General features: G+C 46.1%; 17 protein-coding genes. 12 read left to right on the top strand and 5 right to left on the bottom strand.

The features are described from left to right. Nucleotides 1-212: 212 nt before the first annotated feature. From IEY09_RS04415 to IEY09_RS04400, 3 genes are all read right to left on the bottom strand, one after another. Complete coding sequence (locus IEY09_RS04415; RefSeq protein WP_188870009.1) at nucleotides 213-1247, bottom strand: transposase; 1035 nt, start codon at nucleotides 1245-1247, stop codon at nucleotides 213-215. A 406-nt stretch (nucleotides 1248-1653) separates the two neighbouring features. After that, entirely contained in the window at nucleotides 1654-2001 is a 348-nt protein-coding gene (locus IEY09_RS04405) for a thioredoxin family protein (RefSeq protein WP_188870007.1), read from the bottom strand. Between the two features lie 207 nt (nucleotides 2002-2208). Continuing rightward, nucleotides 2209-2817 carry an excalibur calcium-binding domain-containing protein gene (locus tag IEY09_RS04400; protein WP_188870005.1) on the bottom strand — a complete coding sequence of 203 codons (609 nt, stop codon included), beginning with the start codon at nucleotides 2815-2817 and terminating at the stop codon, nucleotides 2209-2211. A gap of 304 nt (nucleotides 2818-3121) precedes the next feature. Between IEY09_RS04400 and IEY09_RS04395 the strand changes: the two genes are divergently transcribed. Together IEY09_RS04395 and IEY09_RS04390 are read left to right on the top strand one after the other, a co-directional pair. Further along, nucleotides 3122-3478, top strand: coding sequence for a PadR family transcriptional regulator (locus IEY09_RS04395; RefSeq protein ID WP_037414271.1), 357 nt, complete (start codon nucleotides 3122-3124; stop codon nucleotides 3476-3478). Nucleotide 3479: 1 nt separating this feature from the next. Beyond that, nucleotides 3480-4430, top strand: coding sequence for an HAAS signaling domain-containing protein (locus IEY09_RS04390; protein ID WP_172587277.1), 951 nt, complete (start codon nucleotides 3480-3482; stop codon nucleotides 4428-4430). Nucleotides 4431-4464: 34 nt separating this feature from the next. Here the strand turns inward: IEY09_RS04390 and IEY09_RS04385 are convergent, their stop codons facing one another. Then, nucleotides 4465-5265 (bottom strand): substrate-binding periplasmic protein, encoded by an 801-nt coding sequence (locus IEY09_RS04385; RefSeq protein ID WP_188870003.1) that lies wholly within the window; start codon nucleotides 5263-5265, stop codon nucleotides 4465-4467. Nucleotides 5266-5711: 446 nt separating this feature from the next. Here IEY09_RS04385 and IEY09_RS04380 point away from each other — a divergent pair, with 446 nt between their 5' ends. From IEY09_RS04380 to IEY09_RS04360, 5 genes are all read left to right on the top strand, one after another. Continuing rightward, a complete protein-coding gene (locus IEY09_RS04380; protein WP_188870001.1) occupies nucleotides 5712-7793 on the top strand; it encodes a TonB-dependent receptor in 2082 nt (693 codons plus the stop codon). An 860-nt stretch (nucleotides 7794-8653) separates the two neighbouring features. Beyond that, on the top strand, nucleotides 8654-9484 hold the full coding sequence (locus IEY09_RS04375; RefSeq protein ID WP_188869999.1) for a helix-turn-helix transcriptional regulator: 831 nt from the start codon (nucleotides 8654-8656) through the stop codon (nucleotides 9482-9484). 112 nt (nucleotides 9485-9596) lie between these two features. Beyond that, complete coding sequence (locus tag IEY09_RS04370; protein WP_188869997.1) at nucleotides 9597-10301, top strand: LysE family transporter; 705 nt, start codon at nucleotides 9597-9599, stop codon at nucleotides 10299-10301. A gap of 134 nt (nucleotides 10302-10435) precedes the next feature. Next, nucleotides 10436-11245, top strand: a complete 810-nt coding sequence (locus tag IEY09_RS04365; protein WP_188869995.1) for a hypothetical protein — start codon at nucleotides 10436-10438, stop codon at nucleotides 11243-11245. Nucleotides 11246-11342: 97 nt separating this feature from the next. Then, a complete protein-coding gene (locus IEY09_RS04360) occupies nucleotides 11343-12077 on the top strand; it encodes an Lcl C-terminal domain-containing protein (RefSeq protein WP_188869993.1) in 735 nt (244 codons plus the stop codon). Between the two features lie 37 nt (nucleotides 12078-12114). Here IEY09_RS04360 and IEY09_RS04355 read toward each other — a convergent pair whose 3' ends face one another. Beyond that, nucleotides 12115-12657 carry a hydrolase gene (locus tag IEY09_RS04355; RefSeq protein WP_037414286.1) on the bottom strand — a complete coding sequence of 181 codons (543 nt, stop codon included), beginning with the start codon at nucleotides 12655-12657 and terminating at the stop codon, nucleotides 12115-12117. Between the two features lie 325 nt (nucleotides 12658-12982). On the opposite strand from IEY09_RS04355, the gene IEY09_RS04350 reads away from it, so the two are divergent. The 5 genes from IEY09_RS04350 (at nucleotide 12983) to aroG (ending at nucleotide 17717) form a co-directional block, all read left to right on the top strand. Further along, nucleotides 12983-13321 carry a P-II family nitrogen regulator gene (locus IEY09_RS04350; protein ID WP_011071066.1) on the top strand — a complete coding sequence of 113 codons (339 nt, stop codon included), beginning with the start codon at nucleotides 12983-12985 and terminating at the stop codon, nucleotides 13319-13321. 10 nt (nucleotides 13322-13331) lie between these two features. Beyond that, nucleotides 13332-14582, top strand: coding sequence for an ammonium transporter AmtB (gene amtB, locus IEY09_RS04345; protein ID WP_037414289.1), 1251 nt, complete (start codon nucleotides 13332-13334; stop codon nucleotides 14580-14582). 115 nt (nucleotides 14583-14697) lie between these two features. After that, a complete protein-coding gene (locus tag IEY09_RS04340; protein WP_169548396.1) occupies nucleotides 14698-15045 on the top strand; it encodes a hypothetical protein in 348 nt (115 codons plus the stop codon). A gap of 118 nt (nucleotides 15046-15163) precedes the next feature. Beyond that, entirely contained in the window at nucleotides 15164-16351 is a 1188-nt protein-coding gene (locus tag IEY09_RS04335) for a tetratricopeptide repeat protein (RefSeq protein WP_188869991.1), read from the top strand. A gap of 307 nt (nucleotides 16352-16658) precedes the next feature. Beyond that, the gene (gene aroG / locus IEY09_RS04330) at nucleotides 16659-17717 is read left to right on the top strand and encodes a 3-deoxy-7-phosphoheptulonate synthase AroG (protein ID WP_144376345.1); all 1059 of its coding nucleotides are present in this window, start codon (nucleotides 16659-16661) and stop codon (nucleotides 17715-17717) included. Nucleotides 17718-17761 lie beyond the last annotated feature (44 nt).

Genomic DNA, 17761 nt, shown 5'->3' with positions numbered 1-17761 from the left:
ATCTGCGGTACAGGATGTACTAATGCAGCGATCACATGGATGTGAATGAGCTGCCATGTCGCCAACGGTCACTGGTGCCCCAATGCCAATTTTAACTAACCATTTGCAATATGTACGTAAAAAGCAAAGGGACAAAAAGCGTGCTATGTTTTGCGCGAAATTACCTCCATTTCGGATAAAAAAATAATCCTAAACGCTGAGTCGTGAGCAACTTAAGGATGTAACGCTTGGCTTGAGGCTTTACCTTTACACCATTTTCCGCTGTTATGCTGCTTTTTAAATGCACACATGCTATCCCATCGACCACTTATGCCACTGTATTGACGACGAAACTCTTTGGCTGATGTGAGCCACGCATCGGGCGCAATACCTAATTCATGGAGCAGCTTAGGTCTCTGGTTATCGATATAGCCTTTCTTATCAAGGCGAATGGCGCGGCCTGTCCAATCAATCAGTTCAAGATAATCGGCAAAGTGAAATGGAATGCCCACTTGCTGATTCTGGTGAGCTGCGCCATCGAATTGGACGAGATACTTGTGAAGAATATGAGCTTGATTGGTTGCGGAGTCAGTTTGTGGCGTTGAGATAGCTAATGGGCGCTTGGGTGAATCTAGCGAGTTAATTCGCTCCTGAATCGATGTAAAATCAGAGGATTGCAAAGAATCGGCAATGCCTGCTCTGATTGGATTTAAATCCACATACATCATACAGGCCAGTAGTGCTTGCTCATCTAACAGTGCTTGCGATTTAAAACGACCTTCCCAAAAGGCGCCTTTACACTCATCTTCTCGATTGGCTTTACGGGCAATTTCTTCATTTAAACAACGCATAAACCAAGAAATACTGCTTAATCGTTCATGCCACTCAGTAATTAAGCCATCGAGTAACATGCGTTCTCCTTCGATTAAAGCATCACCATTCATATACTTAGTAGCAATTGCATGGCCTTTAGTGATTTGGCACCAACGGCTGATAATGTCTTTTTGCGTTAACGATTTGGCCTTATCGACATCTATTTTAAGCACTAAGTGGTAATGGTTACTCATCACCGCGTAGGCGCAAATATCGATACAAAATATCGTAGACAAGGCTTTGATTTTATCAACAATCCAGCCACGTCGATGCTCGTAACTACGTCCAGAGAGCTTATCCTCACCACACAAAAAAGCCCTTCTGACACAGCGATTTATCACATGATAGAAGGGCGTTGCATTAGCATCAATTAGCTGTCTTCTGGCCGAAGTCATAGCAAACTCCACACAGACAAAATCAGGATAATTTAAAGCCTAGTTGAAGGTGCTGAAAAACACAAAAAGATATGGCTGTCCCCGATATCCTATCCCGCGAGTAACTGTCATCACCACATAAAAATGCCCGCCGCACCACGCGGCTACAGCAATGGTAATAGGGCGTGTCTTCAAGACTTATCTGAGTTCTGCGAGGGCGCGGCATACAAACCTCCTTGTTCAATGCTTAACCAAAGCATAGTCGGAGGTTAGCTACCTCGCTATTAAGGTTGGGTGTCCATGTTTTGTCCATGTTTTGATGAAAAATGGAGTGCTAAATTGCTTTGGGGCATAAATGTTTTAGAAAAGGCTGTACACCGATGTGTTAGCTGCCATTTCAGTATGATTCTTTATTATTTGGTGACAGTTATTCTGCATTCAGTAATTCATAGGGGCGGGCAATCGCCTCTTTAAGATCGCTAAGGGAAAACACCTTCGAAAAGCGCGCAAAGCTTTTGCCATAAAATATTGTTTCTACCACGGGCAGACTAAAGACATTGTATCTCGCGGCAAGCTCTAGGTGAGCCTCACAGTCGATATAGACTAGCTGCATTTTGGGTAAATCTTTGGCTAGCATAGCGGCGATTTGCGGTTTAAGTGCTTGGCACACGCCACAACTTGGTGCACCAAATAGCAGTAATACCGCTGGATATTGTTTTAGTATGGCATCCAGTTGCTCAGGTGTTTCAAGGGGGAGGATAACCGTATTATGCATGGGTAATCCTATCGAATTTGGGGTTTGACAGGCAGAGTATCACGGAATTAATCCCCATTTTACGGCACTGCTGCCGATAAATGAGCCTACGAAAAATAGACCCACCGTCAGTATGATAATGCCGAATACTATTAGTCCTGCTATTTGTGTTCCGCTGAGCTTATCGATCCAATGCGAAAGCGTATTTATCATTTTTGTTTTACCTCGTTACAACATGGATGAGCTGCACCATTGGCTTTCACAGGGAATACCATCGCCATCACCATCCATTTGCGTGTTGGGACAATTTTGAATGTAAAAGGTCGCTTCGGCACAGGAGCGCATATGGCTGCAATGGGTTTTACCTGCTTCACAGTGAAATTGAGGTTCGACTGTTCTTTGTGGCTGTTCGGAATAAGTGGCTGGTTTTTCCTCAATAATAGTTTCTTGCCTTTGTTGAAATGCCTTATAGCCAATTCCCGCTATGGCAACAAGTAATAATATTGAAATCAAACGGTTGAGTGAGGTCTGGGGTCTCTTGGTATTGGCGCTTTTGTTGCCTCGATTGACCAGTGGCGTTCGGCTTGCGGATGATGATGTGGGGTTTGCTGCCAGTACCGCAACGCCCTCTATTGAAGCGATTACAGCTTTAATTTTGCCGCCATTCTGGACTTCTGTTTGGTATAAAATGCTATCGCCGACTTTCGGTTTTCGCGCCATCTTCTTAAGCACTGAGATATGGATAAACACATCGCGATCACCACTTTTATCAGGCTGAATAAAACCAAATCCCTTTTCATCGTTCCAGCGTACTAAAACGCCTCTCTCCATGAGCATTGATAGTTTCCTTATGAGTTGATTCTGTGCCTAATTGGATTTACTTGCATAAAAGGCTGCCAGCTAAGTTACTCAAGTTACAGCCTTTTGGCAATTTGTATCTGGGTGGCATCGCGATTGATGCTCTTTGCTTTGTGCGGGCGATGGCCTCAGTACCTTGTGGTTTATTTGATTTGAAAAACAACTCACCAAACCGTTTTGACTAAATTTTGCGCTAAAAACTTGCCATATTACTGTGTGTCGCATAGTATTTGCTGTGTGCCGCATAGTATGTACGGCACAGTGTTAATTATAGGAATTGAGTATGACAAGTTCACAGCTAGTCAAAATGCGGCTCGAGTTACGCCGTGGCGTATTAGTGTTGGCGGTATTGGGATTGTTAAAACAACCCCATTATGGTTATTCGCTTCGCAAACAGTTGCAGGACGGCGGTATCGATATCGACGAGGGAACGCTGTATCCCTTAGTGCGCCGTTTAGCCGAGCAGGGATTGTTAGAAAGTGAGTGGCGACAGGCCGAAGGGCGCGAACGCCGTTACTATCAATTGTCATCATCGGGGGCTGAGCTACTTAGCCAACTAACCGAGGAATGGCAGCAACTTAATGGTGCCTTGGCATTTTTGCTAGGGCAGGTTACCGATGAGAATACTGAGGAAAACTGATATGGAATTAGTTGACCGTTATATTGCCGCTGTGCAACGGGAATTGCCCGAAGATAAACGTCAGGAAATTAGTCGTGAACTCAAAGCCAATATCTGTGATCAATTGGATGCCCTTGCTGAACAAGGTGAGCTGTCGGAATCACAAATCGCCGCAGTGTTAAAGCAAATGGGACATCCGGCACAGGTCGCCTGGCAATTTGTGCCACCAAGCCCCATAGTGGCTAATGAAGATATCTCTTTGTTTAAGTACACCTTGTATATGGTGCTGGGCGTCTTATTTGTATTGCAGGTGATTGGTGGGGCGACCCAATGGCTTGGTGCGACTGAAGGGAGTTTATTAGGATTTCTGCTGCATATTGTCCATGGCTTTATCGGTGATGCTTGCTTTGCATTTACGGTAATTGTGTTGTCATTTTGGAGTTTTTCAATTCAGGGAAAATCAATTTCCGCTGGCTGTAGTAAAGACTGGCAACCGCAACAACTGCCCAAAGTGGCGCCTTCTTGGCAGCATATCCGCTTTAGTGACGTATTTTCTGATCTAGCGACTTATCTTTTTTTGCTCTTGGTAATTTGGAGTAGTATCTGGATGAGTGCCGAGCAACTAGCGGCACGTTCAGTTATCTTCAGTGTTAATGTGCAGCAATTGCTGCAATGGTTTAGCCCCATTATTTTGCTGTCTATTTTGAATAGTTTTTGGCAACTGCGCCGTCAGGTGTGGACGGCAACATTATTGCTAACGAATATGGGGATTAATCTAGCCTATGCGTTATTTCTTGTTTTTCTGGCCTTTAACTCGCCATTGTTACAGGTTCAAGGATCTGACTTAAATGGTCTTTTTACAGTGCAACAGTTAGATAAATGGTTAAGTCATGCCCTGTTGGTTACCGCATTATTCCCCAGTTACGAATGTATTCGTGATCTGTTGAGGTGGCGTAAGTTAATCGCAAGCTAGAGGCTTAAATCGTGGCGTGATTCGTGGTGAGTGATTATTTGTTTTGCTTACTGCTAATACTTGCTTGCGCTTGTTGCTTGTAAAGTTCAAATAAACCCTGCTGCTTCATTTTTTTGAGTTGTGCAGCAAGGTTTATAGCCAGTTGGCTATGGCGCTCGTTTAAATAACCATAGCTTGTGACTGCCTCCAAGGTCGCTATCGGTTTTATCAGGCCATCTTTAAACTCAGGAGTTTGCTGAAGGAGTTGTGAACTTATTTCTGAATCGATGTAGATATCAATCCGGCCGTGAAGTAATTTTCGAAATGAGTTAATGGGTGAAGATGATTCACTAAGCCGTGCTTCTGGGATAAGCGCTTTAAGGATTTGTTCTACTCGCAATATGCCTCGGTAATATTCAACCTTATAGTCTGCTGCGGTTAGTGATTGCCAATCAGTAAGCTTGATATTGGGATTATTACTAAAGGCGATTAAATGTGTTTCGATAATGGGTTCTTCAACCCTAATCACATGTTGTACTTTATCGCCATAGTTGAACACTCTACCGGGTTCGCCATCGACTTTACCCGACTCCAGCATTTTGCTGGCTCGAATTGCGGGTACGAGTTCATAACTAAATTGATAACCCAGTTGCTCTAATGCATGGCTATAAATGAGTTCGGCCCATTTAAAGTAAAAGCTATGTTCAGGATCCTCATAAAACGCCATAGTAAATATGGGCTTATCCGTTACAGTTGTCCCTGTTGGTGACGGTGTGGTTTCACTCGCTTGGGCGCTTAAGCAAAAGATAATTCCAATTAACATATTGGATATACTGGCAAGGTTCCTAAGCGGCATACTCACTCCCTTTAATATGGAATATATAACACGCCCTAGTGTCGAAAAATCTAAACTCAACAAACTAAATAAATGCTATAAATGATTATTTTGAAAAGAAAAATTTTTTCTGACTGAATGCGCAGATTTTTGCGCATATCAAGGCACTCTGTCGTACGCATAGTGAGCTCTGGTTATATAGAGTATAGCCATCCTAATTCACTGGCTTAGCTTTATTCTCCCTTGTTCTTCGAACGGTGAAAAACCTCAATATCGGCAACAAAATGTGATCTGATGGCGGACAAATTGTCCTTTTGTTGATAAAAATGTGCGACTCAGCACATAAATTTGACAGATAAATGTCGTTGGCGATTTTTCTCTCACTGGAGTTTGAGCTAGATCCGCTTTTGTGCTGTGAAGACCGTGTTAAATCCGCGTCATCAACTCGTTGACTCGGGAAACACTCAATGAAACTAAAACAACACGTTTTAAAAACACGGTCAGCTAAAGCCTATTTAACTGGCCTATGTTTATTGCCACTTAGCGGCTTATCGGCCACAGCACTTGCTGATGATCTGGATAAAATCGAGCGTTTAGAAGTGCGTGGCAGGCAAATTAATACCTTAGGCCATAGTACTTCGGCGTCTGAAGGGATTGTGGGGGCGGCGGAAATCGAAAGTCGCCCGCTACTGCGCACAGGGGAGATCCTTGAGTTTGTCCCCGGGATGATAGTCACTCAGCACAGTGGTTCGGGTAAGGCGAATCAGTATTTTCTGCGAGGTTTTAACTTAGACCATGGCACAGATTTTAATACCCGTGTCGAAGGTATGCCGGTCAATATGCGGACTCACGGGCATGGGCAAGGGTATACGGATCTTAACTTTTTAATCCCCGAGCTGTTAGGGGAAATCCGTTACGCCAAAGGAGCATATTATCCTGAAGTGGCAGACTTTTCCGGCGCGGGTGCGGCGCAAATTCTGCTCGCCGATGAACTCGCTTATCGCCAAGTTGGGGTGACCTTAGGGGAATACGGTTATCAACGGCTGGTGGCGACTCAGGATATGAAGACCGAGGCCGGCCGATTTATTTTAGGAACAGAATTACAGGCTTACGATGGTCCTTGGAGTGATATTAAGGAAGATGTCAGCAAGGTCAATGTGGTAGGCCGCTATCTTACCAAGCTTAATGGCGGGGACTTTAGCCTCACTATGATGGCCTACGACAATAGCTGGAATTCGGCGGATCAAATTCCGGCGCGGGCGGTGGAGTCTGGGCTGATTGATTTTTACGGTTCACTCGACACTGATGTGGGCGGTGAGGCCAGTCGTTATAGCATTTCGGCGAATTATGACGCTGGCAACTGGCAGGCCAATGCCTATGCCATCCGCTCAACCATGGATCTGTTTTCAAACTTTACCTACTTCTTAAACGATCCCATCAATGGCGATGAATTTGAGCAGGTCGATGAGCGCACCATTTGGGGCGGCGATATTAAACGCGACTGGCAAATGAGTCTGGCGGGGACACAAATCAATTACAGTCTAGGTGCCGATGTGCGCTACGACGATATTGGTGCCGTGGGTTTATATAACACCAAAGCACGGGAACGCCTCAGCACTGTGAGACTCGATGAAGTGCAGGAACTCTCTACGGGATTGTTTGGCAAGCTGGAGTGGTTGCCTGCTGACCAATGGCGTTTGAATTTAGGCTTGAGATACGACTATTTCGATGTGCAGGTCGATAGTGATAATCCCCTCAACAGCGGTGATGCTTCCGATGGTATGTTGAGCTTAAAGGCGGGCGCTTCCTACCTAGTGAACGATAATCTGGAACTCTATATGAATGCGGGGCAAGGATTGCATTCTAACGATGCCCGCGGCGCAACCATTAAGGTCGACCCAGTCACGGGCGATCCGGTTGAAAAGGTCGATTTGTTAGTGCGCTCCAATGGTGGCGAGTTTGGCGTCAAATACTATGATCGCGACTTTATTAACTTCTCCGCCGCGCTTTGGTATTTGGAACTCGACTCTGAACTACTCTTCGTTGGCGATGCGGGCAATACCGAACCAAGCCGCGCCTCTGAGCGTTACGGCGTTGAAGTCACAGCCTATTATTGGCTTAACGATGATTTGAGTTTGGATATGGAACTGGCCTGGACCCGTGCCCGTTTTACCGAAAATGAACTCGATGAAGGCAAATATGTGGATGGCGCAGTGCCCTTTGTTGGCAGTGCGGGCATTACCTACCGTCCCGATGCCGATGGTTGGTATACCAGTGTCAGGCTGAGATATTTAGGTGAGCGAATTCTCGATAGTTTTGATGAGCATAAAGCCGATGACACTACCTTAGTGAACCTTGCCCTGGGTTATCAGTTATCTGGCTTCGATACTAAGCTCGAGCTATTGAATATATTTGATAGCAAAGACCACGATATCGATTATTTCTACGAGTCTCGCCTAGCGGGTGAGCCAGCAGAAGGCGTGGAAGACTTGCATTATCATCCTGTTGAGCCGCGCATGGTGCGGGTGAGTGTCAGTTATCGTTTCTAACTTGAGTGACCGAGTGACCATTGCTAGCGCCAACCGATACGCTAAGTTTGTTCCGCACCTAGGATAAACTTAGCGTTTCTATTCTGTTTAACATCATCATTTCGACATCTAGCTCAAATAAAATATTTTTAAAATCAAGATAGTTAGTCATGTTAGACATTGAGGATGTCAGTGCCCTTTAAGTGGATACCCTCAAACACTCAATACTAAAATTGGTGATGAATATTAAACGGATCGCTGCCGTTATCTCCTGAAGTTTAATCACGGCATTAGCCACTCCCGTTACCGCTTCTTCTACCAACTAGGTGAATGCCCAATGTGCAACGTTTAAGGCAAGCCACTTAACAGCCAATACCAAGTGAACAATGCTAATAAGGAGCAACGCTGGCAGATGACACTACTCAGAGTTATTTAAAGGGATAACACCACCTTTGAACAATAGGCTCCCAATGGCGAGTATTTGCATTATTTCTCCGTTGAAAGTGCTCTGTCACTTAGCGCAAGGGTGACTTTCGGGCGTTAAACATCAAGCACGATCGTGAGCCGTTATACCATGTGATCTCACTGGCATTACCCGCTGATATAACTAACATTGAACTAAAACAACTACTTTATTGAACTAACACAATTACTTTGCTTTGTGGTTTAAAGCGTTATCGAACACGGTCGCAGTGGCTTCTATAATAGCGAAGGCCATGCCATTGAGGCGTAAGACGGCCACGGCAGTCATTCGCACTCATCCGCCATTTGGCATTTTTTGGGGAGGGCGCTGCAATAATTTACTATTCGAGCCAAGATCTCGGCGGCTAGAATGAGTAATATCTAAAGTTGTCTTTGCCCTGTGAGATTAAGCTTGTCCTATGAGCCGTGTGACTCCCGTTGAAAATATCAATTACTGGCGCCATCCCAGCCTTTCGGGCATTGAACTGAGTCAGGCGGAATTTACGCATTTCAGTTTTGATAAACACGTGCATCTGGATTACCACTTAGGCGTGGTGACTCAAGGGGTGCAGCAATTTATCAATAAAGGCAGCCGTTATCAGTTAGGGCAACACGGCTTATCGACCCTTAATCCCGATGAAACCCATGATGGGCAAAGCCATGATGCCGAAGGGTATCGGGTTAAAGTAATGTCGATCCCGGTGGAATATATGCATGGCATCAGCCAAGAGTTAGGGCTGAAGGCACATTTTTTTAGTACACCCATGGTGGATGATCCTGCTTTATATCAATACTTTATCCAGCTGCATGATGTGCTTATCCAAGGTCAATGCTCTGAGCTTGCGGCCGAGTCGCATCTGCTGAACTTTATGCAGTTGTTATTAACGCGCCATCCGGCAGGAGTACTTAAGCTGGAGCAGGATCGGGGGCTATCATGGCAGCAGTTAAATCGTATCAAACAGAAAATTCACGATGAGCCGTGGCAAAACACTCAACTTGAGGCGTTGGCCGATGAGGTTAACCTGAGTAAGTTTCAGTTTTTACGCCAATTTAAACTGGCGACGGGGATGACACCCCATGCCTATCTAAAGCGGGTGCGATTAGAGTTAGCGAAAAAGTCCTTAACCCATGGCGCACTGGTGGCAGATGTGGCGCAGCAGTTAGGCTTTTTCGACCAGAGTCATCTAAATAAGGCGTTTAAGCAGGCCTTTTTACTCTCTCCCGTCCAATTCCAGCGCCGTATGCTTTAATAAGATTGGTATAATTTGTCTCGGTAAATTAACCGCGTGCAATTTCTTACAATGCAGGTGCTACAGGCTTGGGCATACTGACGTTCTTATCTGTTTTTGCGGAGCCCTATTGATGGATGTATCCCTGTTAGTCACCTTAGCTGTTATTCATTGTGTAGCCTTAGTCAGCCCAGGGCCGGATTTCGCCATTATGGTGAAGATTGCCACGTCGCAGTCGCGAAACACCGCAATTGCCACGGCGGCGGGAATATCGGTGGCAATTTTAGCCCATACCATTTTGAGTTTAACTGGCGTCAGCTTAGTGATTAAAAGCTCCCATACCTTGTATCTGTTAGTGCAATTGCTGGGCGCTTCGTATTTGGCGTGGATGGGATTTGGCGCGCTTAAGGCAGTGGTGGCTTTTTTCAGTAAACCCAAAACCGCATTGAACGGTGAGGGTGGCTATTCCTCTGGGTTTGCAACAACCTCAGAACACAGCATTGATATGCCCATGGCGGGCACTGTCAACGTTTTAACTCCTAAACAGAGTTTTATGAGGGGGCTTTATACCAATTTATTGAATCCCAAAGCTTTAGTGTTTTTTATCACCTTGTTCTCCGCCCTGATCACCCCGAGCGTGACACCTGTGACTAAATTTGCTGCCGCGTTGATGTTATTTGTGTTGTCACTGCTCTGGTTTGGCTTTTTGGCGCTGATGCTCTCAAAAGTCAAGGTGCAGCAAAAGCTGCAACGACTCACGCCTATCATCGATGGGATAATTGGGGTGATCTTTATGTCGGTGGCGGTAGCGATAGTCTCTAGTTTGCTGTTGGCTTAAGATACTGGGAGCGAGGCTGTAATTAGGCTTTTAACACATAGGCTTGGGTGGGATTGTTTATGTTTATCCCACCTTAGCTATGCTATCCTTGCCAAGTCTTAATTTGGATGTTTTTGACGTTAAAGGAATAAGCCATGCCTCATGCTCTGTCTTCTCGAACATATTCAGGTATTCATCGACTTTCGCGCTTAGGGCTTTTTGCAGGCTTGCTGCTGGGGAGTCTAAGCCTTGCGCCACAGGCTTTGGCCGCACTAGAAGCGGAATATGTGCCGCAGGTGCAAGCTTTGATTGATGCGGCCAAGGCGGGTGATCGTCAGGCGATTGCCAAGCAGATTGCTTATCCTCTCAAGCGGGAATATCCGCTCCCCGATATACAAAATCCACAGCAAATGCTGACGAGATTCCAGCAAGTCTTTGATAGCAAGTTGCTGAGTCAAATTGCCAATTCGACCACAGAGAACAACTGGGAGACTATGGGCTGGCGCGGCATTATGCTCGATCACGGCAGTGTCTGGTTGGACTTTGATGGCAAAATCTCGGGCATTAATTATCAAAGCCCAAAGGAAGCCAAATTAAGAGACGAGCTAATCGCGCAGCAAAAATTGATGCTACACGAGAGTGTGCGCGAATTTGCTAGCCCAGTACTCGCGTGGGAAACCGCGCGATTTACCATACGTGTCGATGCCATCGATAATAACCAATACCGTTATGCCGCTTGGGCAAAGGGTAAATCCCTAAGCGAGAAACCTGATTTAGTCCTCAAAAAGGGTCAATTGGTGCGCGAGGGAACTGGCGGTAATCATTCCTTCCAGTTTAAAAGTGGTCCCTATCGCTATGTTTGCGATGTGATAGTGCTCAGCGCCGAAGAGAGTCCTGTGGGTAGACTTTATGTCTACAAAAACGATCAATTGCTGGTACAGGAGCCTGTGATTAAGGCGTTATAGCTTTATTGGTCATTCGCTTAAGGCAATTCCCTGATGCGAATGCCATTAAGGTTGCCTGTAGCTGTCTTTTATCAACACTGGATTTAGGTTTGTTGTGATGATTAATCCCGCCAAAATTGCCGTTTTCGGCACAGCCATAGTGCTGTTGTTTTTACTCACTGAATGTCGCCAAAAAGAGCAAATTCCCCTGTGCGGCCATGTCGAAGGTACGCCAATCGATACTAGCTTTGATGGCGGCTTAGACAATAATGACCGCACTCTGGCATCAGCCAACTGCTTAAAAATCAAAGCACTTTACGATAAAAGTGATCGCCAAACTAAATGGTTTAGCAGTTCGCCTTCTATCGCGGTGATGAACGCCTTGGGTTACTTAAAACAAGATGATGCCGACAACAGTGGCGATTCCTATGCGATGACATTTAATGTACAGGAGGAATTTGTGTTTGGCCCAAGCCGAGGAGAATATGCGCAGTTTCGTCAGGACGGTAAGGGCGTTATCTTACCCGGCACCGAAGCGGCCAAGGGCAATGAGGCCAAGGTTGGTGTTAACGGTCAGTTTGACCGCTGGTGCCAAAAATTGGCCTCAATCGAGTTTGCTGGTAAAGACAATTGGCGCAGGCCAACGGAGCAGGAGTTAAATACCCTCTATGGGGATGGCGAGAGTCGTGCAGCCTACCAACGTGCGCAGTGGAGCTCGACAATCCCTTCTTGGTCCAGCACAGTGTATGAGACCGAATTCGAGGTCGGCATTATCTCGGTCGCCTCCAGCGGTTATAGCTTTCGCAGTTATGCCAATAGTGCCAAATTTGCTGTTTGTGTCGCCGCGTTTTGACCCGCTAAAGAGAGCTTGAACAAGCTCTCTTCTCGTCTTATTTAATCAACTTAATCAGCGCTTTAAATCGATCGCCTTGGGCCTCGTGTTGCAGTTCAAATAACAGTGACTCCACATTGGTCAACGTGGCTCCCTTGGCGGTCATCATTTGAATGCCCAGTTGTTTATTGTCAACGCTGCGGGAAGAAACGGCATCGGCGACGACATGCACTGAGTAGTGCTGATCGAGCAGATCTCGGCAAGTCTGGTATACGCAAACATGGGTTTCTATCCCCGCGAGCAACACCTGTTTCCGCCGAGTTTGGGTTAACGCATTAGCAAATTCATCACAATACCAACCACTAAAGTGTTGCTTGGCAATGGGCGAGCCCGTTTTTTCGAGTAAGGTTTTTAACTCTTCAGTGGTCGAGCCTAGTTTGGCGGGTAATTGTTCGAGCCAAAGGATAGGAATTTCAAACAGCTGCGCGCCTTGGATTAGTGTACTCAACTGCTGATGAAGCTTGGCTGAGTTATCCATGATCTGAGCGAGCTTTCCCTGCACATCGACGATAACGAGTACACATTCTTCGGGTTTTAACATCGGGTATTCCTTCTGCGCGGGTGGAATAAAGGCATCGTTTAGCGTTTGCTCTGCTTATTTTGTGAATTGTGTGTTTTTACACTGTTAGTAAACCCTAATTGAGCAGCCTCACCAATAGGGCAAAAGTCGAATATGCCGTGCACTTAAATTGCTCACTAAAAGAGTGCGCTGCCTCAACGCTTGCACAAGTCTGGTGCATTTTTAATCGGCTAACTCAAGTGTATTCTTTATTATTTCTTTTAAATCAATAAATTAAAATTCTGGCCTAATGATTGAATCATCTTGGCTACAAGTTAATAACAATCGCGTTTTTTTGGAGGTCAGGATGAAACTAGTCAGCGCTATCATCAAGCCATTTAAATTGGATGATGTCCGTGAAGCTATCGCCGGAATTGGTATTGAGGGGATGACGGTGACCGAGGTTAAAGGTTTTGGCCGTCAAAAGGGGCACACAGAGTTGTACCGTGGCGCTGAGTATCAGGTGGATTTTTTGCCAAAAGTAAAACTAGAAATTGCCACTAAAGCAGAAAATCTCGACATGCTGATAGAGGCGATTACCACTGCGGCTCATACGGGAAAAATTGGTGACGGCAAGATTTTCGTTATCGACTTAGAACATGCCATCCGTATTCGTACGGGTGAACTCGACACTGAAGCGCTATAGGGGGCGGAAGATGGAAGAACTAACAAAATTAGGCGTGACAGTCTCTGAACTGCGCTTTGCACTCGACACCTTTTATTTTTTGATTTCTGGCGCCTTAGTTATGTGGATGGCAGCGGGTTTTGCCATGCTCGAAGCCGGCCTAGTACGCTCTAAAAATACCACCGAAATTTTAACTAAAAACGTGGTGTTATATGCGATTGCCTGTGTGATGTACCTATTGGTTGGCTACAACATTATGTACGTCGACAATGCTGAAGGTGGCTGGTTGCCTTCACTCGGTACGCTGATTGGCTCACAAGCTAGCGATGCAAACCATGCCTTAGAATCAGACTTCTTCTTCCAAGTGGTGTTTGTGGCAACGGCGATGTCGATTGTCTCTGGCGCCGTCGCTGAACGGATGAAGTTATGGGCTTTCCTGTTCTTCTCCGTGGTGATGACAGGCATTATCTATCCTGTTGAAGGCTACTGGACTTGGGGTAAAGGCTTTATCTCTAGCTTGGGCTTTGTTGACTTTGCAGGTAGCGGGATTGTGCACATGACAGGTGCTGCGGCGGCTATCGCTGGGGTGTTACTGCTCGGTGCTCGTAAGGGCAAATATGGCCCTAACGGCCAAGTCAACCCAATCCCAGGCTCTAACCTGCCAATGGCGACCTTAGGGATGTTTATTCTGTGGATGGGCTGGTTTGGTTTCAACGGTGGCTCACAATTAATGGTCTCAGATGCGGCTAACGCTAGCTCTGTCGCTAAAGTCTTTGTGAACACCAACACCGCGGCCGCTTTTGGTGCTATTTCTGCCCTCGTTGTGTGCAAAATGATTTGGGGTAAAGCAGATTTGACCATGATCCTCAACGGTATTCTGGCGGGCTTAGTGGCAATTACCGCCGATCCGCTGTCGCCTTCACTGCTGATGGCGGGTGTGATTGGCCTAGTTGCTGGTGGCTTAGTGGTGTTCTCTATCGTGGGTTTGGACAGAATTAAGATTGATGACCCAGTCGGCGCAATCTCTGTACACGGCGTAGCGGGTTTCCTCGGTTTAATGTGTGTGCCGTTATCAAATGCCGACGCTACTATCACGGCGCAATTAACGGGTGCAGCGATTATCTTCGCATGGGTATTTAGCGCGTCGTTTGCGGTGTGGTTTGTACTGAAGATGACCATGGGTATCCGTGTTTCTGAGGAAGAAGAATATAACGGTATGGATGCATCTGACTGTGGTATCGATGCTTACCCAGAGTTTGTAACTGTAAAAAGTGCGGGCTAACTCGCGCTGATAGACTTGATGCCTCTAAGGGATAAGAGGATAGTAAAGCAGAGCCAAGTGCTCTGCTTTTTTTATGGGTCTTCGATTCTACTTGCACCGCAACAAGGAGCTAACGATGCGCTTAATCTCGGATCTCACCGCACCACTTAGACGTACCTGTTTGCTCGGGAGTATGCTGAGTGCTCTCTTAGCCTTGCCCACTTTTGCGGGGCAAGTTGTGGTGACTCGCTCGGATAAGCCTTTCGATGCTTTTGCTGTTCGCGACCAAGTCCTGAAAGATTATGAATGGCAGGAGTCTTTGAGAAGACAGGAGCAAATTCAAATTCTGCAAGCCTTGCCCCTTGGGTGTATCGTGCAGATGCAGCCATACCGTTACTTTCGCTGTGGCCAAGATAACTATCGTCCTTACCGTTATCAGCAGCAGGATGTGTATATCAAGGTTGACCCTCCGGCGCAGCGTTAACTCTCAAACTGCCGCAATCCTATGCGACAGGTCGTTATTTTTTGTAACCATTTAATGACGTCTTTTTGGCCAAGTGTAATAAGCTCAAATAGGAGCCTTATGGTCTGGGGGACGTATCATGATACAACTGCGCACCATCTCTAGCGGTATATTCTACTCATTATTACTTTTACTATTATTGGGTTGCAGCTCGACAGCTCCCAAACCTAGTGATAATGAGATAGATGCCCTGTTTGCCGATTCGTTGTTTACACCGGTTAATAATATTCCTAGCGTCGAGGATATTTTTAGTCTTCCGCCCTCTGTGGTAGCCGATGTCCGGCGTGCCTACGATCGCTATAGCTTCTCGACGAAAAATCCCCTTGCGGTGCACGAATGGTTAGCCAGTTATATCAATGCTAACCAAGATGGTGGCCACAGCGACTTTCACTATCAAGATAATCTGACTCAAACCGCCAGCGAAACCTACGCCCAGCGTGCGGGGAATTGTATGTCGTTGGTGGTCATGACATCGGCGCTAGCGGATATTTTTAAGATTGGCACTGAGTTTCAGGATATTGCGATTGAACCCGTTTGGGACAAACAGGGCGAGTTTTATCTGATCAATGGCCATGTCAATCTGCGCTTGCTACCCACTTCAAGCGTGCATGCGGTTTATGTGTCGACCCATGCCATTTTGGTTGACTTTATGCCCGAGCGCGCCCTGCGAGGCTACAACAAAGTGCAAATCAATCGCCAGACCTTAACGACTATGTTTTACAACAATATGGCCGCCGAATCTTTAGTCGAAGGCGATTTAGACCGCGCCTATGCGCTGATTAAAGCGGGTTTAAAATCTGGACACTTTATCCCTGCACTCAACACCTTAGCCGTGATTTATCGCCACAAGGGCGATGAGCAACGTGCAGAGCAAGTTTATCGCTACGCCCTTAAGTTTGATGCTAGCGATATGACGACCCTCTATAACTTAGCGGTGATCTTAGGTGAACAGGGGCGTTTAGATGAGTGGGCACAGATCCATAAAGTGCTTGAATTAGCGCGCATTCGTAACCCTTATTACTACTATGATATGGGCGAGCAGGCCTACGATGAGCATCAATACCGTGAGGCGCTCGCTTGGTATCAAAGGGCGGTCGATAAGGCCGATTATCGCCATGAGTTTTTCTTTGGTCTGTCACGCACCTATTGGGCGCTGGGTGATGAAAAACGCGCTAAACAGAATATGGAAAAGGCGGTGGCACTTAGCCACGAAGCCACAGATAAGCATCGTTATCAGGCCAAGTTACAGGCCATGCAGCAACACTAAATTCTTAACTCAACCTCCTTTGTTTGTGCTTAATACCTGATAAAGGAGGTTTTTTATTTCCGCTTTCATCACCGCTTGCTTCCAACCCCAACACTTACTTGGCTTTAGTTTGCATATCACATTGAAATATTTGGATTTGTATTTTTTAAAAATATGTTAAAACAAGATGTTATAGCTGATTTTTTGAAATGGAGACAACTTGGTTGCATTAGCGGCGCAGACTGGATAAATTGAATTCAGTATTGCAGTCGAGATCCCTATTGCAGCGATAAAAATAGCCTAAACACGAGAGTTGGAGCAGTAAATTATGTATTACCAAAATGATGACGTTCGCATTAATGAAGTCAAAGAGTTACTTCCACCGATTGCGATTCTTGAACGATTTCCTGCTTCCGAAAACGCTGCTGCAACTGTGTTTAACGCCCGCCAAAGCATCCATAACATTCTCGCTCGTCAAGATGATCGTTTATTAGTCGTTATTGGCCCTTGCTCTATTCATGATCCTAAAGCCGCATTGGAATATGGCCAGCGACTGGTTGCGCTAAGAGAACGTTATCAAGATCAGCTCGAAGTGGTGATGCGTGTGTATTTTGAAAAACCGCGTACCACAGTGGGTTGGAAGGGGCTCATCAACGATCCTTATATGGATAACAGCTTCAAACTGAACGATGGTTTGCGTACTGCGCGTAAACTTTTAGTCGATTTGAATGACTCTGGCATGCCGACCGCGGGTGAGTTTCTCGATATGATTACCCCGCAGTATGTGGCGGATATGATGTGTTGGGGCGCTATTGGTGCACGCACTACGGAATCACAAGTACATCGTGAGTTGGCCTCGGGGTTATCTTGTCCAGTAGGCTTTAAAAATGGTACCGACGGCACGATTAAGGTGGCGATTGATGCCATTGGCGCCGCGAATGCGCCGCACCACTTTTTATCGGTAACTAAATTTGGCCATTCGGCGATTGTGTCGACCAAAGGTAATCCTGATTGTCATATCATTTTGCGTGGCGGCCGTGAGCCAAATTATAGCGCAGGCCATGTGGCGCAAATCAGCGAGCAGTTGAAAAAGGCTAAGCTAGTCGACAATATCATGATCGACTTTAGCCACGCCAACAGCAGTAAACAATATCAACGTCAAATGCAGGTTGCGAACGAGGTTGCTGAGCAAATAGCGGCGGGTAATAAGGCAATTTTCGGTGTGATGGTTGAAAGTCACTTAGTCGAGGGACGCCAAGATCTGATCGAAGGTCAAGCCTTATGTTATGGTCAGAGTGTCACCGATGCTTGTATTGGCTGGGAAGATACGGAACGTTTGTTAGCGGTGTTAAATCAGAGTGTAACTGAGCGTCGTCAACGCGATTAATACGCATAAAGATCAAAAACAAAGGCGCTATCCCAGCGCCTTTA

Source organism: Shewanella xiamenensis (genome assembly GCF_014647135.1).
Taxonomy (GTDB): Bacteria; Pseudomonadota; Gammaproteobacteria; order Enterobacterales; family Shewanellaceae; genus Shewanella; species Shewanella xiamenensis.
Note: the sequence above shows the minus strand (reverse complement) of the source record. Positions and strands in the feature narration are given on the sequence as shown.